We start from the raw sequence: 18,809 nt of genomic DNA on the forward strand, positions 1-18,809 counted from the left end.
CGTGGAGCTGCATCGTGGCGAAGAAAAAGACGTTGGCGCGGTTTCTGGCCGAGACGCTGCAGAGCGCGGGGGTGGAGCGGATCTGGGGGTTGACCGGCGACAGCCTCAACGGCCTGACCGATGCCTTGCGCGAGATGCAGACGATCGAATGGATGCATGTGCGCCACGAAGAGGTGGCCGCATTCGCTGCCGGCGCCGAGGCGGCGGTGACCGGCAAGCTGGCGGTGTGTGCGGGTAGCTGCGGGCCGGGCAACCTGCATCTGATCAACGGGCTGTTCGATTGCCATCGCAGCCGCCAGCCGGTGCTGGCGATCGCCGCGCATATTCCCTCGTCCGAGATCGGGCTGAACTATTTTCAGGAGACGCATCCGCAGGAACTGTTCCGCGAGTGCAGTCACTTTGTGGAGTTGGTGACCAATCCGGCGCAGCTGCCGGAAGTGCTGCACCGCGCGATGCGTGCGGCCATCCTGCAGCAAGGCGTGGCGGTGGTGGTGATCCCCGGCGATATCGCATTGCTGGAAGTGGACAGGCACATTCCCACGGCCTGGCCGCAACTGCGCCAACCGCGCGTGCTGCCGGCCCCCGAAGATGTGCAGCAACTGGCCGCGCTGCTGCAACAGAGCGAAGCGATCACGTTGTTGTGCGGCAGCGGCTGCGCGGGCGCACACGATGCGGTGGTGGCATTGGCCGACACCCTGGGCGCGCCGATCGTGCATGCCTTGCGCGGCAAGGAACATGTGGAGTGGGAGAACCCGTTCGATGTCGGCATGACCGGCCTGATCGGTTTCAGCTCCGGCTACCACGCAATGCTCAACTGCGACACCTTGATCATGCTGGGTACGGACTTCCCGTATCGGCAGTTCTATCCGAAGGACGCGACCATCGTGCAGGTGGACCGCGACCCGAGCGCGCTGGGACGGCGCACGCCGTTGCAGCTGGGCATCGCAGCGGATGTGGGCGAAACCATCGCCGCCTTGCTGCCGCAGCTGCAGCGACGCGAGAAACGCGACTTCCTGGACAAAGCGCTGGCGCACTATCGCAAGGCGCGCGAGGGACTGGACGATCTGGCGGTGCCGGCCGATCCAGGCGAGCCGCTGCATCCGCAATTCGTGGCGCGCATGATCAGCCAGATCGCCGACCAGGATGCGGTATTCACCTGCGATGTCGGCACGCCGACGGTGTGGGCCGCGCGCTATCTGCGCATGAACGGACAACGCCGCTTGCTCGGTTCGTTCAACCACGGTTCGATGGCCAATGCGATGCCGCAGGCGCTGGGTGCGCAGTCGGCGTATCCGGGCCGTCAGGTGATTGCGCTGTCCGGCGATGGCGGTTTTGCGATGCTGATGGGCGATTTCATTTCGCTGGCGCAGCTGCGCCTGCCAGTGAAGATCGTGGTGTTCAATAACGCCTCGCTGGGATTCGTGGCGATGGAGATGAAAGCCGCCGGCTATCTGGACACCGGCACCGAGCTGCGCAATCCGGACTTCGCAGCGATGAGCAATGCGATGGGCATCCTGGGCATCCGGGTCGATGAGTCCGCGCAACTGGAGCGGGCGTTGCGGCAGGCTTTCGCGCATTCCGGTCCGGCACTGGTGGATGTGCGCATCGCCACGCAGGAACTGGCGGTGCCGCCGGCAATCAAGCTGGAACAGGCCAAGGGCATGGGCCTGTATCTGCTCAAGGCAGTGATGAGCGGGCGCGGCGACGAGGTGATCGATCTGGTCAAGACCAACATGCGCTGACACAGTTACCGCGTTCTGAAACTGTACGTCTTTACCGGACCCTCGCATGCCTCGTTCGTTGTTGCGCCAGCTGCTGCTGATCTGGGTGGTGATCCTGGCTGCCTGCGTGGGCGTGGCCACGATGCTGTATGGCCTGTACCGACAGACCGAAGGCGTGCGACTGGACGATGCGCGCCAGCAATTGACCGCGCAATGCGCACGCATCGTGCAGCGCTACGCCGGCGCAAGCGAGGCGGCGCGTAGTGGCGACAACGGCGCCGGGCTGGCCGCGGTGGTGGTGCAACTGGTGCTGGCCGATGCGCCCGGGGTGGAGGGCGGGGTGTGGAACCTCGACAAGGGATTCGTTGCCTACGCCTATCCCACCTACGACGGCAGCGATCACAAGACCGATATCCCGGCCGCCGAGTGGACCACGATCGTCAGTACCGCGCGGCAGAGTGCGGTGGGCAACAAGGCCGTGGATTTTCGTCGAGACGGCAGCCGCGAAGTGGTGTTGATCAGCGCCTGCCCATTGGCCGCGGGCACCGCCGCTTGGACCATGTCGCGGGTGCCGGCCAGCACCTCCGATGCCTGGCGGCCACTGGCGATCGGCATGCTGCTGATCTTCGCCATGGTGGCGGTGTCGGCGATTGCCCTTGGCGTGGTGGTACGGCGCTGGAGTCAGCGCCTGCAGCGCATCCAGCAGGCGCTGGCCGCCGATACCGAACTCCCGCAGATACCGGTCACCGGCGCACCCGAGCTGGACCGGCTGGGCGCTGCGGTCAGCGATTACGCACAGCGCAATGCGCAGGCCTTGGCGCAGACGCGGCGGCTGGCCGACGAGCTGGCACGGCACGAGCGGCTGGCCGCACTCGGGCGCCTGACCGCCACGGTGGCGCATGAGATTCGCAACCCCATCGCCACGATGCGCCTGGCGGTGGAGAACGAAATCGCCACGCGCCAGGGCACGCCGGACGATGCCGCGCACGGTGAGCTGATGCTGGGGCAGATCCGTCGCCTGGATGGGGTGGTCGAAAGTCTGCTCGGCATGGTGCAGCCAATCCGGCTGCAGCTGGAGACGGTGGTGGTGCAGGACTGGCTGGCGAGCTTGCTCGATCCTGCCGTGCTGCCGCCGGGCGCGCCGGCGCCACAGCTGCGCGTCCCGGACGCGCCGCTGCAGTGGATGCTCGATCCGCAGCAGCTCGGCCGTGCCGTCCACAATCTGCTGCGCAACGCGCTCCAGCACGCCGATGCAGGCAGCGCGGTGACACTGGAGGCCAGCGCCCGCGATGGGTTGCTGCAGCTACGGGTGAGCAATCGTGGCGCGGCCATCGCCGATGCCATCGTTTCGCAATTGTTCGAGCCGTTCGTCAGCGGCCGCGCCGACGGCAATGGCCTGGGGCTTGCGCTGGTGCGCGAGATCGCCCGTGCACATGGCGGGCAGGTGCGTTATGCACACGCCGACGGTATGACCCATTTCATTCTGGAGCTGCCATGGCGCGCATCCTGATCATCGACGACGATGCGGCGTTTCTGGCCACCTTGCAGGCAACGCTGCGCTCGCTCGGCCATACGGTGATCGCGGTCGACAACGGCGCCGACGGTTTGCTGCGCCTGAACGAGGGCGGCATCGAGCTGGCGTTCGTGGACTTCCGCATGCCCGGCATGGACGGAATCCAGGTGCTGCGTGCGCGTGCAGACGATCCCCGCGCGCGCCAGGTGCCGCTGGTGATGCTCACCGCGTACGCCTCCAGCGGCAACACCATCGAAGCGATGACGCTGGGCGCGTTCGATCACCTGGTCAAGCCGGTGGGGCGTGCCGATATCGTCGAGGTGGTGGAGCGTGCATTGGCAAGTCGCGCCGATGCCAACGCAGATACCGCAGCGAGCGAACCACCCGACGACGACGACGGCCTGGTCGGCCACAGTCCGGCGATGCGTACCGTGCATAAACGCATCGGGCTGGCGGCGGCCTCCGATCTGCCGGTGTTGATCACCGGCGAAACCGGTACCGGCAAGGAGCTGGTCGCGCGCGCGCTGCATCGCGCCAGCGCACGCGCAAATGCGGCGTTCGTGGCAGTCAACTGCGCGGCGATCCCGTTGGAGTTGATGGAAAGCGAATTGTTCGGCCATCGCAAGGGCGCCTTTTCCGGGGCGACCAGCGACCGCATCGGCCTGATTCGCGAAGCCGATGGCGGCACGTTGTTCCTGGACGAGATCGGCGACATGCCGCTGCCGATGCAGGCCAAGTTGTTGCGCTTCCTGCAGGAGGGCGAAGTGACGCCGCTGGGCGGGCGCGGCGCGCAGAAGGTGGATGTGCGCGTGCTGGCGGCAACGCATCGCGATCTGGCGGCGTGGGTGGCGGCAGGACAGTTCCGCAGCGATCTGCGCTATCGCCTGAATGTGGTGCCGATCGAACTGCCGCCGCTGCGCGAACGCGGGCAGGACATCGTGCTGCTTGCGCAGTATTTTTTGCGCAGCGGCGAAGGCGCGGCGCGTACGCTGTCGGCGGACGCGCAAGCGCGGCTGCCGGCCTACCCGTGGCCCGGTAACGTGCGCGAGCTACGTAACGTCATGCAACGTAGCCAGCTGCTGGTGCGCGGCCACAGCATCGTTGCCGCGGATCTGGACGACGCGCTCGAGTACGATGCCGAGCAGCCCACGACTGCAGCGCCACCGGAAGGCACCTTGCCCGAGGCGGTGGCGCGGCTGGAAAGGCAGATGATCCAGGACGCCTTGGCGCACAGTGGCGGCAACCGCGCCGAAGCCGCGCGCCGGCTCGGCATTCATCGCCAGCTGCTGTACCGCAAGCTCGATGAGTACGGCCTGTAGTAGTTGCAGCGATCAGACCGGACGCGATGGTGCAGGCTGCCGCTTCGGTCACGACGCAGTACGCGCACAGCAGCACGTGCACCTGTTGTCATGCGCACCTGTTGGTTGCATGCCGCCGCTGCCACTTGCAGCATTGGCCAATGGCCTTCCCCCAGCAAACGGTGCAGCCGGAAAGCGCAGCACCACGCGTTCGAGATCCAGCCCGGACATCGGCACGCGCACGCTACCGTCGAGGATGCTAGGCACGTTCTTGCCTTGCAGGGGTGACACGCAACCAGCTGCAAAGTGTCTGCAAAGCGGACAGTGGTGGATGAAACGCAGACGATTGTCCGCGCGCGTGCAGACACAAAACCCTTGTAAAACAACGGATTCCCTGTTGGCACGATTGCTGCTTTATCTCCAGGGCGAGCGGCGCTCCTGCCGCGTTGGAGACATCGCATGATTCGTCAGACCGCACTTGCTTTCGCACTGGCTTGCAGCGTGGCAACCGCTGCCGCGCAGGCTCCCACACCGCCGGCAGCACCGGTGGCGCCGCGTGCGCCGGTCGGCACGCCACCGCCGGCTCCGCCGCTGCCGCCCGCACCGCCCGCACCGCCTGCGCCGGTGGCCGCCACCCCGGTGCGCATCACCGGCACGGTCGAGCGCTTCATGCTCAATCCCAATGGCGAGGTCGACGGCCTGTGGTTGCGCGATGGCACCCAGGTGGCATTTGCACCGCATCTGTCCGCACAGTTGCAGGCTGCGGTGCGCCGGGGCGATACGGTGAGCGTGCAGGGCTATCGCCTGGGCAGCCTGCCGGTGCTGCGCGCCAGCAGCATCCGCTCCAATCGTGGTGGGCGCGAAGTGGTCGACCAGCCGCCGGCGGGCGCCATGCCGCCGGCGCCGCCAGCACCTGCCGCGTTGACGCCGTTGCAGGCGGAAGGACGCATCGAGCGCTTGGTCTACGGCCCGGGTGGCGAGACCAATGGCGCGTTGCTGAGCGACGGCACGCTGGTGCGGATGCCGCCGCATCTGGCGCTGCAGTTCGGCGATCTGTTGCGGGCCGGTGCGCCATTGAGCGTGAGCGGCTTCGGGGTTGCCACCGCCAACGGCCGCGCCATCGAAGCCACCCAACTGGGCCGCGATCGCGCCTCGCAGCGTGCGTTGTTCAGCCCGCCGCGCCCGGACGGCCCGGTGCCGCCCGTACCACCGACACCGCCTGTCCCGCCGGCCGCACCGCCAGCGCCGGCCCCGGCGCCGCGTTGATCCAGGGCGCCGCCGCCCACGCGGCGGCGCTCACATCGTTTCGTTCCCCTCTACGCACCTGTTCACCACGCCGCATGCGTGGCGACGGGTGCGGCTTGCCGGCATTGGCCGGTTCTCACTTCTCTGGAGTTTTTCATGCATTGGGTCGACCCTGATTTCCTTCCCGAAACCCGCGGCACGCTGGCGCGCTTTCTGCTCAATCCAAAGGCCGATATCGACGGCCTGCTGCTGACCGACGGCACCGAGGTGCACACGCCGCCGCACCTGTCCGCCGCCTTGCTCAAGGCGCTCAAGCCCGGCAGCACCTTGAGTGTGCGTGGCCTCAAGCCGCGCGATGTGGACATGCTGGTGGCCCTGGCGATTGATCCGGAGGGTGGCAAGCGCATCGTCGATGAAGGCCCGCACGGGCCGCATGCCAAGCCCAAGCCCAAGCCGCCCGCCGGCAAGCCGCCCAAGCCGCAGCTCACCCAGCACAGCGGCACCATCGCGCGCCTGCTGCACGGCCCGCACGGGCAGGTGCATGGCGTGTTGCTGGACGACGAGGTCACGGTGCGGTTCCCACCGCATGCCGGGGCCGACTTCGCCAAACAACTGGTGGTCGGTAAGACGCTGGTGGCCGAAGGCGATACCAGGACGACCCCACACGGGGTGCTGATCCACGCGCATGCCTTGGGCGCCAAGGCCGCGTCGCTGAAGCAGATCGAGCATCCGCATGGTCCGGGTGCGCATAAGCCGAAGCCGAAGCCGAAGCCGAAGCACTAGCAGCCTGCAACGCGACTGCCGTGTTGGGCGCCGCGCGATCGCAATTGGGTCGTGCATGCAGGCCGGCGCGCGCAGTCGCCTTTCATCGTTTCGTGGAGAGCGCCGATGCGCATGAGCACACCGCATCCCCGTGGCAGCCGCGCACTGGAGGCGCTGCATTTCAGCGTGGCCGATGTGCAGGACGGGCTGGGGCCATTTCTCAGCGTATTCCTGCAATCCAGGGGCTGGTCGGTGGCGGCGATCGGCACGGTGATGAGTGTGGGCGGCATCGCCGGCATGCTCGCCACCACCCCGGCCGGTGCACTGGTCGATAGCACCCGGCGCAAGCGCGCCGTGGTGGTGGTGGGATGCCTGGTGATCCTGTTGGCCACGGCGCTGATCTGGCTGCATCCGACCTCCTCCGGTGTGGTCACCGCGCAGATCGTCTCGGCGTTGGCGGCAGCCGGCATCGGCCCGGCACTCACCGGCATCACCTTGGGGCTGGTGCACGCGCGCGGATTCGATCATCAACTGGCGCGCAATCAGGTCGCCAACCACGCCGGCAACATGCTGGCTGCGGTACTGGCCGGCTGGCTGGGCTGGCGCTACGGGTTTGCGGCGGTGTTCGTGCTCACCGCCGCGTTCGGTGTGCTGGCGATTGCGGCGGTGCTGATGATTCCAGCTGCGGCCATCGACCATCGTGCCGCGCGCGGCCTGGGCCACGCCGACGGCGCGGACACCCTCAGCGGCTGGCGGGTGTTGTTGACCTGCCGGCCACTGGCCTTGCTGGCCATCACCCTGGGGCTGTTCCACCTGGGCAATGCGGCGATGCTGCCGCTCTACGGCATGGCCATCGTGGCCGCGCATGCGGGCGATGCCAACGCGCTGACGGCGACCACCATCGTGGTCGCGCAGGCCACGATGGTGGTGGTGGCGTTGCTGGCAATGCGCTGGATCCGCGTGCACGGACACTGGTGGGTGCTGCTGGTGGCCTTCATGGCCTTGCCGTTGCGTGCATTGGTGGCGGCGTCGCTGATCCATGGCTGGGGCGTGTTTCCGGTGCAGATCCTCGACGGACTCGGCGCCGGCCTGCAGGCCGTGGTGGTGCCGGCACTGGTGGCGCGATTGCTGCAGGGCACCGGGCGCGTCAATGTCGGCCAGGGCGCGGTGATGACGGTGCAAGGTGTGGGCGCGGCGCTGAGCCCGGCGTTAGGCGGCTGGCTGGCGCACGCCTTCGGCTATCGCATCGCGTTTCTGGCGCTGGGCGGCATCGCCTTGCTGGCGGTGGCGCTCTGGGCAGGCTGCCGCGGCATGTTGCAGGCAGCGACCGATGCCCAGGTGATGCAATGAGGTCATGGCAGCGGCGCGGAGCAGCATGCAAACGGCAACGCCCGCGACTGGCATACGCACGGAGCACGCTTTGAATGACAGACCGATACGGGAACCATGCTGCGCGCCGGGATTGGGCCAGACGATGCCGCAGTCAGCCAGCCGTCTGCATTGCCACGGTTATCGGCCGCCGCTGAAGTCCCACTGACGCCAGGCTTCGAACACCATCACCGCAACGGTGTTGGACAGATTGAGGCTGCGGTTGTCTGGGCGCATCGGCAGGCGCAGCCGGTGCTGTGGCGGGATCGACTCCAGCACGTCGGCGGGCAAGCCGCGTGTTTCCGGGCCAAACAGGAAGGCATCGCCATCGGCAAATTGCGGTGTGTCGTAACGCACGGTGCTGCGCGTACTCAGTGCAAACACGCGCTTGGGCGCGATCGCGGCCAGGGCGGTGGGCAGGTCGGCATGCACCTGCAGGCTTGCGTATTCGTGATAGTCCAGGCCGGCGCGTTTGAGCTGCTTGTCGCTGAGGTCGAAGCCGAGCGGCTCGATCAGGTGCAGGCGCGCGCCGGTATTGGCGCACAGGCGAATCACATTGCCCGTATTGGGCGGAATTTCCGGCTGAAACAGGATGACATCGAGGACGGGGGCTGACATGCGCGCAGTGTAGCTGCGCGCGTGCTCAAAGGCTGATGGCGGCGTTGACCAGCGCTTCCAGTTCGACCGGCGACGGCTGCAGCTGCGGCACCGGCAGGTTGACGATGACCTGGCCCATCAGCGCGCCGATGGCGGCAGCAGCTTGGCCGGAGGTGCTCTGCGCGCTGGCAGCGGCGTTGCGGGTCACCAGGTCGGCGCGCTGGTCGGCGGACGGACGCACCTGCACCGCAGCCAGGGTGAGGATGCGCGGGCCGGCCTGCTCGGCGGCGAGGGCGGCCAGTTGCTCGGCCGATGGACGCACCTGCACGGCGGCCAGGGTAGGGATGTCGCTGCTGCGCTCCAGCGCCTGCTGGGCGATCTGGTCGGCCGACGGGCGGACCTGCACGGTGTCCAGCGTGGTCAGGCTGGCGGCCTGGGCGAAACCGGCCAGGGCGGTACCGGCAAACAGAGCGGCGGAGAGGGCGATGCGCAGGGTCTGGGTCTTCATGGCGAGGTCTCTTGGTGTGGGTGATTAGTGGTGTGGTAGTAATGTAGTACACCGTTTCGGTAAGTGCAATAACTTTCGCGGCGCAGTTTTATTTATTCAGCTGGCAGTCATTTTCATTGATCGAGGTCGCTGCCCGCTGCTTGCCCATGCCATGCAGCAAACCGCGTGCCAGTTCCAGTGGATTGTTTTCAAAAGGATTTATGCGCCGCAGCGGTGTCCGCGTCCGGACACCCGGACGCGGTTGCGGGCGCCGGACACCGGCCGAAGCGAGAGAACATGACGATCTGCGTGGTGTTCAGCGCGATGAATGCGCGGCGTGCGGGCATGCAGCGCACGCCGATCGCCACCCGGCAACTGCGGCACAATCCGGCTTCGTCCTCAGGTGTCTAAGACTTATGCGCGTGCTGATGCTGTCTGTTCTGGTTGCCACCACTGCCACGGCCTGCACCTGGGTGCCGATCGAGCAAGGCGGCAAAGGCGTGCAAGTGCTGCCCGCAGGCCCTGTGCCAGCTGGCTGTCAGCAGCAGGGCGAGGTGGTGGTATCGGTCAAGAGCAAGGTCGGCTTCTACAACCGCAACCCATTGCGGGTGCAGGAAGAACTGGAAACGCTTGCACGCAACGAGGCGCCGGGCGCCAATGCCAATACGGTCCAGGCGCAGGGCCAGCCGGCCGATGGCAGCCAGCGTTTCAACGCCTTCCGCTGCCCGCCGCGCTGAACCGTTGGGCTGGGGCGCGGCCGCTGCAATTGTAAAGATGCGGTAAAACCAGCCAGCGGCTAGACTAGCGCCCCCTCGCCTGACGCCATGGCGCTACTTCGATGCTCTTCCAGAATGTCTCCATCGCGGGACTGGCGCATATTGATGCGCCGCACACGCTGACTTCCAAGGAAATCAACGAGCGCCTGCAACCGACCTACGACCGCCTCGGGATCAGAACCGACGTGTTGGGCGACGTTGCCGGCATCCATGCACGGCGCTTGTGGGACCAGGATGTCCAGGCCTCGGACGCTGCCACCCAGGCTGCGCGCAAGGCACTGCTCGACGCCGGCATCGGCATCGAGAAGATCGGCCTGCTGGTCAACACCTCGGTGAGCCGCGACTACCTGGAGCCGTCCACCGCCTCCATCGTGTCCGGCAACCTCGGGGTCGGCGACCACTGCGTCACCTTTGATGTCGCCAACGCCTGCCTTGCCTTCATCAACGGCATGGACATCGCCGCCCGCATGCTTGAGCGCGGCGAGATCGACTATGCGCTGGTCGTCGATGGCGAAACCGCCAACCTGGTGTACGAAAAGACCCTCGAGCGCATGACCTCGCCCGACGTCACCGAAGAAGAGTTCCGCAACGAACTCGCCGCGCTGACCCTGGGCTGCGGTGCTGCAGCCATGGTGATGGCGCGCACCGAGCTGGTGCCCGACGCCCCGCGCTACAAGGGTGGCGTGACCCGCTCGGCCACCGAGTGGAACAAGCTGTGCCGCGGCAACCTGGACCGCATGGTTACCGACACCCGCCTGTTGCTGATCGAAGGCATCAAGCTGGCACAGAAGACCTTCCTGGCCGCCAAGCAGGCGATGGGCTGGGCAGTGGACGAGCTGGACCAGTTCGTCATCCACCAGGTCAGCCGCCCGCATACCGCCTCGTTCGTGAAGTCGTTCGGCATCGACCCGGCCAAGGTCATGACGATCTTCGGCGAACACGGCAACATCGGCCCGGCTTCAGTCCCGATCGTGCTGAGCAAGCTCAAGGAGCTCGGCCGCTTGAAGAAGGGCGACCGCATCGCGTTGATGGGGATTGGCTCGGGGCTGAACTGCTCGATGGCGGAAGTGGTCTGGTGAGTTGCAACATGTGACGTGTTAAGAAAAATGGATTTTTAGTACACGTCATTGCATCATGTTCGCTCTTGCAACATGACCGGTGTAGGCATGGACGACGCGCTGGTGTTCAATCCCGAGCAGCCCTACAACGCGCTCCCGCCGCTTCCTCCGGCGGGAGATATCGAAACGCGCGCCTTGCTCAAGGCCTGCATCGTGGCGCGCACTGCGTTGGCCGAGCTGAAGCAGGCCACCGCATTGCTGCCAAATCCGGCAGTGCTGATCAATACGATTCCGATCCTGGAAGCACAGGCGAGTTCGGAGATCGAAAACATCGTCACCACCACGGATGACTTGTTCCGTTATGCAGACGATCAGGAGCGCGCCCAGAATCCGGCAACCAAGGAAGCCCTGCGTTACCGTAGCGCGCTCTACGAAGGGTTCCAGTCGCTGCAGCAGCGACCGCTATGTACAGACACCGCCGTGGTGGTGTGCAGCCGCATTAAAGCTGTGCAAATGCAGATCCGTCGCGTGCCCGGGACGGCGCTGGCCAACGATCAGATCCAGCAGATCATCTATACCCCGCCCGTCGGCGAGACATTGCTGCGCGACAAGCTGGCCAATTGGGAGCGTTTTATTCATGAATGCACCGATATCGATCCATTGATCCGGATGGCGGTCGCGCACTATCAATTCGAAGCGATCCACCCGTTCACCGATGGCAACGGGCGTACCGGACGTGTATTGAATCTGCTGATGCTGATCGAGCAAGGCCTGCTCGATATCCCCGTCCTGTACTTGTCGCGCTACATCATTCGCCATCGCAGCGACTACTATCGACTGCTGCTGGATGTCACCCGGTACGGTCGCTGGGCCGAGTGGATTCAGTACATGCTTGCCGCCGTTGCAGAGACAGCTGCGTGGACGACGGCGAAGATCCAGGCGATCCGAGGATTGGAGACGCAGGCGCGTGATCATGTGCGCGAACACGCCCCCAAGGCCTACAGCCGCGAACTTGTCGAAGTGGTCTTCAATCAGCCCTATTGCCGCATCCAGAATGTCGTGGACGTGATGGGCGTGACTCGGCAGACCGCTGCACGCCATCTAAAGGAACTGGTGACCATCGGTGTGCTGCAAGAGCAGCGGCTGGGCAAGGAAAAACTGTTCCTGCACCCTGCATTCCTGAAACTTCTGTCCGGCGATGGTCATCAACTACCGCCTTATCCAATGCCTTCGACGGAAGCGCGATGAAGCCTGTAATTGATCCAGGTAGCCGTCTTGCGCGCAGTGGGTTGAGCATGTCGCAGCGTGGCGACCACTATGATGTCCAATCTCTACGCACGGCAGGCCAACGCTTGCGCCATGTGCGCTCTCTCGAATCGAATCGGATGCGTTTGGCATGAACTACCCCGGCTATCCCTTCACTCCCCAGCGCCTTGAGGTGCGTCCCGGCATTGCGATGTCGTATCTGGACGAAGGTCCGCGCGATGGCGAGGTGGTCGTGATGCTGCACGGCAATCCGTCGTGGAGCTATCTGTGGCGGCACCTGGTGAGCGGCCTGTCGGATCGTTACCGCTGCATCGTGCCGGACCATATCGGTATGGGGGTGTCCGACAAGCCGGACGATGCGCCCGACTCGCAGCCGCGTTACGACTACACGCTGCAGTCGCGCGTGGATGATCTGGACACGTTGTTGCGGCATCTGGGCATCACCGGTCCGGTCACGCTGGCGGTGCACGACTGGGGCGGCATGATCGGGTTCGGCTGGGCGTTGTCGCATCATGCGCAGGTCAAGCGGCTGGTGATTACCAACACCGCCGCATTCCCGTTGCCGCCGGAAAAACCGATGCCGTGGCAGATCGCGATGGGTCGGCATTGGGGACCGGGCGAGTGGTTCATCCGCACATTCAATGCGTTTTCCTCCGGCGCGTCCTGGTTCGGGGTGTCGCGGCGGATGCCGGCGGATGTGCGTCGCGCCTATGTGGCGCCCTACAACAATTGGCGCAACCGGATCTCCACCATCCGCTTCATGCAGGATATTCCGCTGTCGCCCGCCGACCAGGCCTGGTCACTGCTGGAGCGCTCGGCGCAGGCATTGCCGTCGTTCGCCGATCGCCCGGCGTTCATCGCCTGGGGCCTGCGCGATATCTGTTTCGACAAGCACTTCCTGGCCGGCTTCCGCAAGGCATTGCCCAATGCCGAGGTCACCGCGTTCGACGATGCCAATCACTACGTGCTGGAAGACAAGCATGAAGTGCTGGTGCCGGCGATCCGTGCGTTTCTGGAGCGCAATCCGCTGTAAGCGCTGCTGGCATCGCCGCGCAGGCACTCGCTAGGTGAGGGCCTGTGGTGTGCAGACCGCGGATGCACTAGTGGATGGGACCGGCAATGCCGTCGGTCTGTTGGCCGTTGCGAGCGGATGGCGTAGTCACTCGCAGCGGTGGCCGTTACAACGGCGGCAGCGGATTGCGTTGGGCCTCGTCGACGCCCAGCCAGTCGGCGTCGGTCAGCGCGTGCAGGCCGTGCGCCAGCCGGGATTTGTCGCATTGTGCGCTGCGCTGGCCGAATTCCAGCGACGCCGGCACAGCGGCGCAGGCGGAGGGCCGGCGATCATGGATGCTGCAGCGGCTGTAGCGGCCGATGTCCGCGTCCAGCGCGATGCAGCGCGGCTGCGATTGCGAGGTGCCGCGCATGACGCGCTCGTGCGTGCGCAGCGCATCGGTCAGCTCGATCGGTACCCTGCCGCCCAATGCGGGATCGGCCTCGCTCCAGTGGAAACTGACGCGGAAGTAGGCGCAGCAGGCGCCGCAGGTAAGGCAGGGATGTGCCATGGAATGCCGGGCCTTGCGCGGCGAAACAACGTGGTGAGCGCGGCATTCTGACCGAACCACGCTGCGATACAAGTGGCACGGCTGCGCGCCGGTTAGCGGTTCATCTGCATCGCTCGACGCAGCGCGTGTGTGCACCGCGGGGCGCCTCGCGCAGGGCGGGGCATTTCACGCTAGCACTGCGCTGCATCGTTGCGGCCAGACGACGCGCAATCACCGCGTCAGCCATCGCTGCGATGGGAGCACGCACCAGCGCAGGCGCTTTGAGCGCGATCAAGCGGCCGGCACCGTCGGCGCATGGGTGATAATGCGGCAATGACTACGACGACTCTCTGCAATATCGCCGCCACCTTGCCGGAACTCGCGCGCGAGCGCCCCGAGCAGATCGCCATCCGTTGCCCGGGCCGCCGCGCCGCCAACGGGTTTGCCGCCTACGATGTGACCTTGAGCTATGCCGAGCTGGACGCGCGCAGCGATGCGATCGCTGCCGGCCTGGCCCTGCACGGCATCGGACGCGGTGCGCGCGCGGTGGTGATGGTGCGCCCGTCGCCGGAATTCTTCCTGCTGATGTTTGCCTTGTTCAAGGCCGGTGCGGTGCCGGTGCTGGTGGATCCGGGCATCGACAAGCGTGCGCTCAAGCAATGCCTGGACGAAGCGCAGCCGCAGGCATTTATCGGCATTCCGCTTGCGCAGCTGGCGCGTCGTCTGTTGCGTTGGGCGCGCTCTGCAAAGCAGATCGTCAGCGTCGGTGGCCGTTACGGCTGGGGCGGGGTGACACTGGCGCGCGTGGAGCGCGATGGCGCCGGCGCCGGCAGTCAGCTGGCCAACACCGGGCCGGACGATGTGGCCGCCATCCTGTTCACCAGCGGCTCGACCGGCGTGCCCAAGGGCGTGGTGTACCGCCACCGGCATTTCGTCGGCCAGATCGAATTGCTGCGCAATGCCTTCGGCATGCAGCCCGGTGGCGTGGATCTGCCGACGTTCCCGCCGTTTGCCCTGTTCGATCCGGCACTGGGGCTGACCTCGGTGATTCCGGACATGGATCCGACCCGCCCGGCTACTGCCGATCCGCGCAAGCTGCACGATGCGATCGACCGCTTCGGAGTCACGCAGTTGTTCGGCTCGCCGGCATTGATGCGCGTATTGGCCGACTACGGCCAGCCCTTGCCAAACGTGCGCCTGGCCACCTCGGCCGGTGCGCCGGTGCCGCCGGACGTGGTGGCCAAGATCCGCGCGTTGTTGCCGGAAGATGCGCAATTCTGGACGCCGTATGGCGCTACCGAATGCCTGCCGGTGGCAGCGATTGAAGGGCGTACGCTGGACGCCACCCGCGCGGCCACCGAGGCCGGTGCCGGCACCTGCGTCGGCCAGGTCGTCGCGCCGAACGAGGTGCGCATCATCGCCATCGACGATGCGGCCATTCCCGAGTGGAGCGGCACGCGCGTGCTGGCGGTGGGCGAGGTCGGCGAGATCACCGTCGCCGGCCCCACCACCACCGACACCTACTTCAACCGCGACGCGGCCACGCGGATTGCCAAGACCCGCGAGCGCAACGCGGATGGCAGCGAACGCATCGTGCATCGCATGGGCGATGTGGGCTACTTCGATGCCGAAGGGCGCTTGTGGTTCTGTGGGCGCAAGACCCACCGCGTGGAAACCGCCACCGGCCCGCTCTACACCGAGCAGGTGGAGCCGGTCTTCAACGTGCATCCGCAAGTGCGGCGCACCGCCTTGGTCGGTGTCGGCGCACCCGGACAGCAACAGCCGGTGCTGTGCGTGGAATTGCAGCCTGGCGTGGCGGCATCGGCATTTGCGCAAGTGGAAACCGCATTGCGCGCGCTGGGCGCTGCGCACCCGCACACGGCTGGAGTCACGCGTTTCCTGCGCCATTCCGGATTTCCGGTGGACATTCGCCACAACGCCAAGATCGGCCGCGAAACGCTGGCGATCTGGGCGGCGCAGCAGTAGCGCCGAGCCTCACGATGCGCGCGCGTTATCGACTGGATGACCTGCGCATCGATGTGGCGCGCCAGCGTGTGGAGCGTGACGGCGTCGCACTGGAGGTCGGCGGGTTGAGTTTCCGCCTGCTGCACTATTTGCTGCAGCAGGGGCAGCGGGTGGTCGGTTTCGACGAGTTGATCCAGAACGTGTGGGCACCTGCGCTGGTCAACGAAGAAACCGTCACCCAACGTGTGCGCCTGCTGCGGCAGGCCTTGGGCGACGACTCGCGTCAGCCGCGTTACCTGCGCTCGGTGCGCGGGCAGGGCTATCAACTATGCGTGCCGGTACAGTTGGAAGAGCTTCGCCTGCATTTGGGGTGCGGCGGCGTGGTGCCTGGATCATTGCGACAGGCGTGGTGCTGCTCTGCGTTGGCGCGACCTGGCGGCTGCAGTCGCGTGACACCCCGCCAGCACAATCGGCCTTGTTGCAGCGTGCCGACTACTATGCCGGCATCGGTCAGCGCGACGACAACGAACGCGCCATCGGGCTGTATCGGCAACGCTTGCAGCAAGCACCGGACGATCGGCAGGCTCAACTCGGCCTCAGTCGCGCCTACAGTGCGCGCGTGTGCCAACACGACGCCGATGCGGCGTTTGCGCAGCAGGCCTTGCAACTGGCCGATGTGGTGCTGGCAGTGCAGCCGCGTCTTGCCGCGGCATACGCGGCGCGTGGCTACGCACTGGATTGTCAGGGTCGCAATGGCGATGCGCTGGCGGCCTACGAGCAGGCGTTGCAGCTGGATCCCGCTGCCGATGCGGTGCGCGGCTCGGCCGCCTATCTGTACGAACGCCAGGGGAAACTGGTGCAGGCGCTGGTGGCCAATCTGGCGGTGCGCGATCCCTCGCGCGTGCGGTTCTTGCGGATCCAGATCGCCAGCAATCTGAGCCTGCTCGGCTATGCGAGCGCCGCCGAGGCGCGCTACCGAAAGAATTTTCAACTGTATCCGGACGACCCGTTCTCCAATCTGGCCTGGCCCAGGTTCCTGTTCGACCATGGCCGCGCGGCTGAAGCGCAGACCGCCCTGAGCGAGGCGCTGGGCCGCGGCACCGAGTATGCGGGGCTGTCGTTGCTACAGGCCGAACTTGCCTGGGTGCGTGGTGACAAGGCGCTTGCACATGCAGCGGTGCTACGGGCGGCGCAGCTGCGTCCACAAGGTAGCTTTGCGCAGACCGTGGCGTGGACGCTGCAGGCGCAGCCGCCACCGGCAGCCGCGACGCTGCAGGCGCGCGCACAGGAATTGCTGGTCAGCGTGGAGCGCGGTGGCGATCCGTTCGATGCAGTCGATGCGGCGGTATTGCTGCTGTGTGCAGAGGCGCCGGATGCAGCGATGCGCGCCCTGCAGCGTGCCGAAGCCGCCGGCTACCGCAATGCCGGCTATCTGCGGCAGTCACCGCTGCTGCAACCGCTGCGCACGCTACCGGAGTTTGCTGCGCTGCTGGCACGCATCGATGCCGATCTTGCTGCCCAGCGTGCGCAGCTGCGTGAGCGCAATCTGCCGCCGGCAGAAGCGACGTCCGAGCGGGGCTAAGACACTGCAATGTGTCGTTTGTGCGCTGCATGCTCAAATCGCATTGCATGCGCTGCGTGCCTCATAGAACAACTGCGCTTGCTGGTTGCGCAGTCGTATGGTGAACCGCCTTGGAAAACTGCTAAGCACGCCGCCAGCCGGGCGCAGCCGGCTTGTGGTTCCCATCCGCACACGACCATGTTGGCAGGTGAGATGTCCTTACCGCTTGCGGGGCCCTTAGCGGCATGGATGCTGCCAAGGAGCCTCTAGGGACGGAGTTACGGCGTGTCCCGCAAGCGTTAGGGCATTGGACTCCCTTGGCAGCATCCAAACGACGCTAAAAGCGCAAACCCTTGGCCACGTCGAGAAGTGATCGAGCGGTGTGGATGCGTCTGTCAGTTGCTTTCGGGGAGCGCCTTGAGCACATAGTCGGTCAGCAACCGGTGTGATTGCTGGTGCATCTGCCGGGTGTTGTAGGCACGGCGGGTGAGCACGACCACTAACCGCTCTTCGGGCACGACGAATACGTAGTTGCCGCCATTGCCGGACATCGCCCAGGTGTCGCGTTGTACGCCGCGTACAGGAAACAGGAAGTGCCAGAGTTGATAGCCATAATCGGCATCCTCGCGTGCCTGCGCATGCACGCTGGTCATCGCCCGCACCCAGTCTGCGGGAATGACCTGGCGGCCTTGCCAACGCCCCTGTGCGAGCAGCAGTTGACCGAGTTTGGCCAGGTCGCGGCTGCGATAACGGGTGCCGCCACCGCCCATACCCACTCCTTCGGACGAGACGTTCCATTGCGCCTGCGTGATTCCGAGCGGCGTTTCGAGGACCTGGGCTGCGAATGCCTGCAACCGCTGTCCTGTGGCTCTTTCCAGCAATGCACCGAGCAGGAAGGAGCCTGCCGTGCAGTACGAAAACGCGCGGCCGTGCGGACTTTGCGCAGGCCGCTGCATCCACGGCGCGTAGCCACGGATCGGCAGATCTAGGGCGAACTGGGTCCAGTCCGCACTCACGTACATGCGCTCTTCGTTGCCGGCAGAAAATTCGTTGTCGTCGTTGCATTCCAGCTGCGAGCTCATCGTCAGCAGGTCCTCGATGCTGATGTCGCGCTTGCGCGGATCGGGATGCTGCCACTGGTGATCGCCAAAGTAGTCGTAGACCTTGGCCTGCGCGTTTGGGATCAGTTTGCGCTCGATTGCCGCACCGACCAGCAACCCGGTGACGCTTTTGGTCAGCGAGCGGGTGTCGTGCAAGATCTGGCGATCGGCACCGCCCAGGTAGTTTTCGTAGACCAGCACACCGTCGCGCACGATCAGCACGCTGGTGGTGGATGGCGCCAGATCGGCGGCCAGCGCCTGTTCCATCTGCGCGAGCACGGTGCGGTTCCAGCCATGGGCGGCCGCGCTGGCGACCGGCCAGCCGTCATCCAGAGCAGGTGGCGTGGCGGCCGTTGAAGCTGAAGGTGTCGGAGTGGTGGCCGTCGGCGTGGCAGCTCTGGGCGTGGCAACAGGTGGTGCGGCGTGCAGCGCAGAGATGGCGAACAGCGCGGGTAACAGCAGAGACGGGCGGGTCATGGTGGCTCCAGAGATCGACGGAGCCACCATGACGCCAGCGGTGCGAATGAACTGCCTGATGTCTCGATGAAGAT

Annotated in this window: 16 protein-coding genes and 1 pseudogene; 13 read left to right on the top strand and 4 right to left on the bottom strand. The window is 65.9% G+C overall.

All coding sequences use genetic code 11. The features are described 5' to 3' along the window. The first annotated feature begins 32 nt into the window (after positions 1-32). The 6 genes from poxB to ABQY64_RS01215 all read left to right on the top strand — a co-directional run bounded on the left by poxB (position 33) and on the right by ABQY64_RS01215 (position 7,889). A complete protein-coding gene (gene poxB, locus ABQY64_RS01190) occupies positions 33-1,742 on the top strand; it encodes a ubiquinone-dependent pyruvate dehydrogenase (RefSeq protein ID WP_181098388.1) in 1,710 nt (569 codons plus the stop codon). A 46-nt stretch (positions 1,743-1,788) separates the two neighbouring features. Next, positions 1,789-3,231: a HAMP domain-containing sensor histidine kinase gene (locus tag ABQY64_RS01195; protein WP_349780141.1), complete on the top strand. Its 1,443-nt coding sequence runs from the start codon at positions 1,789-1,791 to the stop codon at positions 3,229-3,231. Further along, positions 3,216-4,553 carry a sigma-54 dependent transcriptional regulator gene (locus ABQY64_RS01200; protein WP_349780142.1) on the top strand — a complete coding sequence of 446 codons (1,338 nt, stop codon included), beginning with the start codon at positions 3,216-3,218 and terminating at the stop codon, positions 4,551-4,553. The genes ABQY64_RS01195 and ABQY64_RS01200 overlap by 16 nt, the downstream gene beginning before the upstream one ends. 438 nt (positions 4,554-4,991) lie before the next feature. Then, positions 4,992-5,798: a hypothetical protein gene (locus tag ABQY64_RS01205; RefSeq protein ID WP_104599695.1), complete on the top strand. Its 807-nt coding sequence runs from the start codon at positions 4,992-4,994 to the stop codon at positions 5,796-5,798. Positions 5,799-5,933: 135 nt separating this feature from the next. Continuing rightward, complete coding sequence (locus ABQY64_RS01210; RefSeq protein ID WP_349780143.1) at positions 5,934-6,560, top strand: hypothetical protein; 627 nt, start codon at positions 5,934-5,936, stop codon at positions 6,558-6,560. A gap of 105 nt (positions 6,561-6,665) precedes the next feature. Beyond that, positions 6,666-7,889 carry an MFS transporter gene (locus ABQY64_RS01215; RefSeq protein WP_349780144.1) on the top strand — a complete coding sequence of 408 codons (1,224 nt, stop codon included), beginning with the start codon at positions 6,666-6,668 and terminating at the stop codon, positions 7,887-7,889. A gap of 159 nt (positions 7,890-8,048) precedes the next feature. Here the strand turns inward: ABQY64_RS01215 and ABQY64_RS01220 are convergent, their stop codons facing one another. Continuing rightward, the gene (locus tag ABQY64_RS01220) at positions 8,049-8,525 is read right to left on the bottom strand and encodes a tRNA (cytidine(34)-2'-O)-methyltransferase (RefSeq protein ID WP_039517704.1); all 477 of its coding nucleotides are present in this window, start codon (positions 8,523-8,525) and stop codon (positions 8,049-8,051) included. A gap of 25 nt (positions 8,526-8,550) precedes the next feature. Beyond that, the gene (locus ABQY64_RS01225; RefSeq protein WP_039511132.1) at positions 8,551-9,012 is read right to left on the bottom strand and encodes a hypothetical protein; all 462 of its coding nucleotides are present in this window, start codon (positions 9,010-9,012) and stop codon (positions 8,551-8,553) included. A 395-nt stretch (positions 9,013-9,407) separates the two neighbouring features. Here ABQY64_RS01225 and ABQY64_RS01230 point away from each other — a divergent pair, with 395 nt between their 5' ends. From ABQY64_RS01230 to ABQY64_RS01245, 4 genes are all read left to right on the top strand, one after another. Next, entirely contained in the window at positions 9,408-9,728 is a 321-nt protein-coding gene (locus tag ABQY64_RS01230; RefSeq protein WP_349780145.1) for a DUF4156 domain-containing protein, read from the top strand. 101 nt (positions 9,729-9,829) lie between these two features. Next, positions 9,830-10,846 (top strand): 3-oxoacyl-ACP synthase III, encoded by a 1,017-nt coding sequence (locus ABQY64_RS01235; RefSeq protein WP_016903994.1) that lies wholly within the window; start codon positions 9,830-9,832, stop codon positions 10,844-10,846. Positions 10,847-10,933: 87 nt separating this feature from the next. Then, positions 10,934-12,073: a protein adenylyltransferase Fic gene (gene fic, locus ABQY64_RS01240; RefSeq protein ID WP_167704989.1), complete on the top strand. Its 1,140-nt coding sequence runs from the start codon at positions 10,934-10,936 to the stop codon at positions 12,071-12,073. A 148-nt stretch (positions 12,074-12,221) separates the two neighbouring features. After that, positions 12,222-13,124, top strand: coding sequence for an alpha/beta fold hydrolase (locus ABQY64_RS01245; RefSeq protein ID WP_349780146.1), 903 nt, complete (start codon positions 12,222-12,224; stop codon positions 13,122-13,124). 145 nt (positions 13,125-13,269) lie between these two features. Here the strand turns inward: ABQY64_RS01245 and ABQY64_RS01250 are convergent, their stop codons facing one another. Beyond that, a complete protein-coding gene (locus ABQY64_RS01250) occupies positions 13,270-13,653 on the bottom strand; it encodes a YkgJ family cysteine cluster protein (RefSeq protein ID WP_039529059.1) in 384 nt (127 codons plus the stop codon). A 312-nt stretch (positions 13,654-13,965) separates the two neighbouring features. Between ABQY64_RS01250 and oleC the strand changes: the two genes are divergently transcribed. From oleC to ABQY64_RS01265, 3 genes and pseudogenes are all read left to right on the top strand, one after another. After that, positions 13,966-15,618 (top strand): olefin beta-lactone synthetase, encoded by a 1,653-nt coding sequence (gene oleC / locus ABQY64_RS01255; protein WP_349780147.1) that lies wholly within the window; start codon positions 13,966-13,968, stop codon positions 15,616-15,618. A gap of 14 nt (positions 15,619-15,632) precedes the next feature. Further along, positions 15,633-15,866, top strand: a pseudogene (locus ABQY64_RS01260) (transcriptional regulator); the annotation flags it as partial. Between the two features lie 206 nt (positions 15,867-16,072). Further along, a complete protein-coding gene (locus ABQY64_RS01265; protein ID WP_349780232.1) occupies positions 16,073-17,179 on the top strand; it encodes a transcriptional regulator in 1,107 nt (368 codons plus the stop codon). A 374-nt stretch (positions 17,180-17,553) separates the two neighbouring features. On the opposite strand, the gene ABQY64_RS01270 is transcribed toward ABQY64_RS01265, so the two are convergent. Continuing rightward, positions 17,554-18,735 (bottom strand): serine hydrolase, encoded by a 1,182-nt coding sequence (locus tag ABQY64_RS01270; protein WP_104593708.1) that lies wholly within the window; start codon positions 18,733-18,735, stop codon positions 17,554-17,556. Positions 18,736-18,809 lie beyond the last annotated feature (74 nt).

Source organism: Xanthomonas sp. WHRI 7065, assembly GCF_040203115.2.
Classification (GTDB): Bacteria; Pseudomonadota; Gammaproteobacteria; order Xanthomonadales; family Xanthomonadaceae; genus Xanthomonas; species Xanthomonas arboricola.

Excerpts from the sequence above, each read along its gene's own strand:
- ABQY64_RS01195 (WP_349780141.1), top strand. The coding sequence starts at position 1,789 with ATGCCTCGTTCGTTGTTGCGCCAGCTGCTGCTGATCTGGGTGGTGATC.
- ABQY64_RS01200 (WP_349780142.1), top strand. The coding sequence starts at position 3,216 with ATGGCGCGCATCCTGATCATCGACGACGATGCGGCGTTTCTGGCCACC.
- ABQY64_RS01205 (WP_104599695.1), top strand. The coding sequence starts at position 4,992 with ATGATTCGTCAGACCGCACTTGCTTTCGCACTGGCTTGCAGCGTGGCA.
- ABQY64_RS01210 (WP_349780143.1), top strand. The coding sequence starts at position 5,934 with ATGCATTGGGTCGACCCTGATTTCCTTCCCGAAACCCGCGGCACGCTG.
- ABQY64_RS01215 (WP_349780144.1), top strand. The coding sequence starts at position 6,666 with ATGCGCATGAGCACACCGCATCCCCGTGGCAGCCGCGCACTGGAGGCG.
- ABQY64_RS01220 (WP_039517704.1), bottom strand. The coding sequence starts at position 8,525 with ATGTCAGCCCCCGTCCTCGATGTCATCCTGTTTCAGCCGGAAATTCCG.
- ABQY64_RS01225 (WP_039511132.1), bottom strand. The coding sequence starts at position 9,012 with ATGAAGACCCAGACCCTGCGCATCGCCCTCTCCGCCGCTCTGTTTGCC.
- ABQY64_RS01230 (WP_349780145.1), top strand. The coding sequence starts at position 9,408 with ATGCGCGTGCTGATGCTGTCTGTTCTGGTTGCCACCACTGCCACGGCC.
- ABQY64_RS01235 (WP_016903994.1), top strand. The coding sequence starts at position 9,830 with ATGCTCTTCCAGAATGTCTCCATCGCGGGACTGGCGCATATTGATGCG.
- fic (WP_167704989.1), top strand. The coding sequence starts at position 10,934 with ATGGACGACGCGCTGGTGTTCAATCCCGAGCAGCCCTACAACGCGCTC.
- ABQY64_RS01245 (WP_349780146.1), top strand. The coding sequence starts at position 12,222 with ATGAACTACCCCGGCTATCCCTTCACTCCCCAGCGCCTTGAGGTGCGT.
- ABQY64_RS01250 (WP_039529059.1), bottom strand. The coding sequence starts at position 13,653 with ATGGCACATCCCTGCCTTACCTGCGGCGCCTGCTGCGCCTACTTCCGC.
- oleC (WP_349780147.1), top strand. The coding sequence starts at position 13,966 with ATGACTACGACGACTCTCTGCAATATCGCCGCCACCTTGCCGGAACTC.
- ABQY64_RS01270 (WP_104593708.1), bottom strand. The coding sequence starts at position 18,735 with ATGACCCGCCCGTCTCTGCTGTTACCCGCGCTGTTCGCCATCTCTGCG.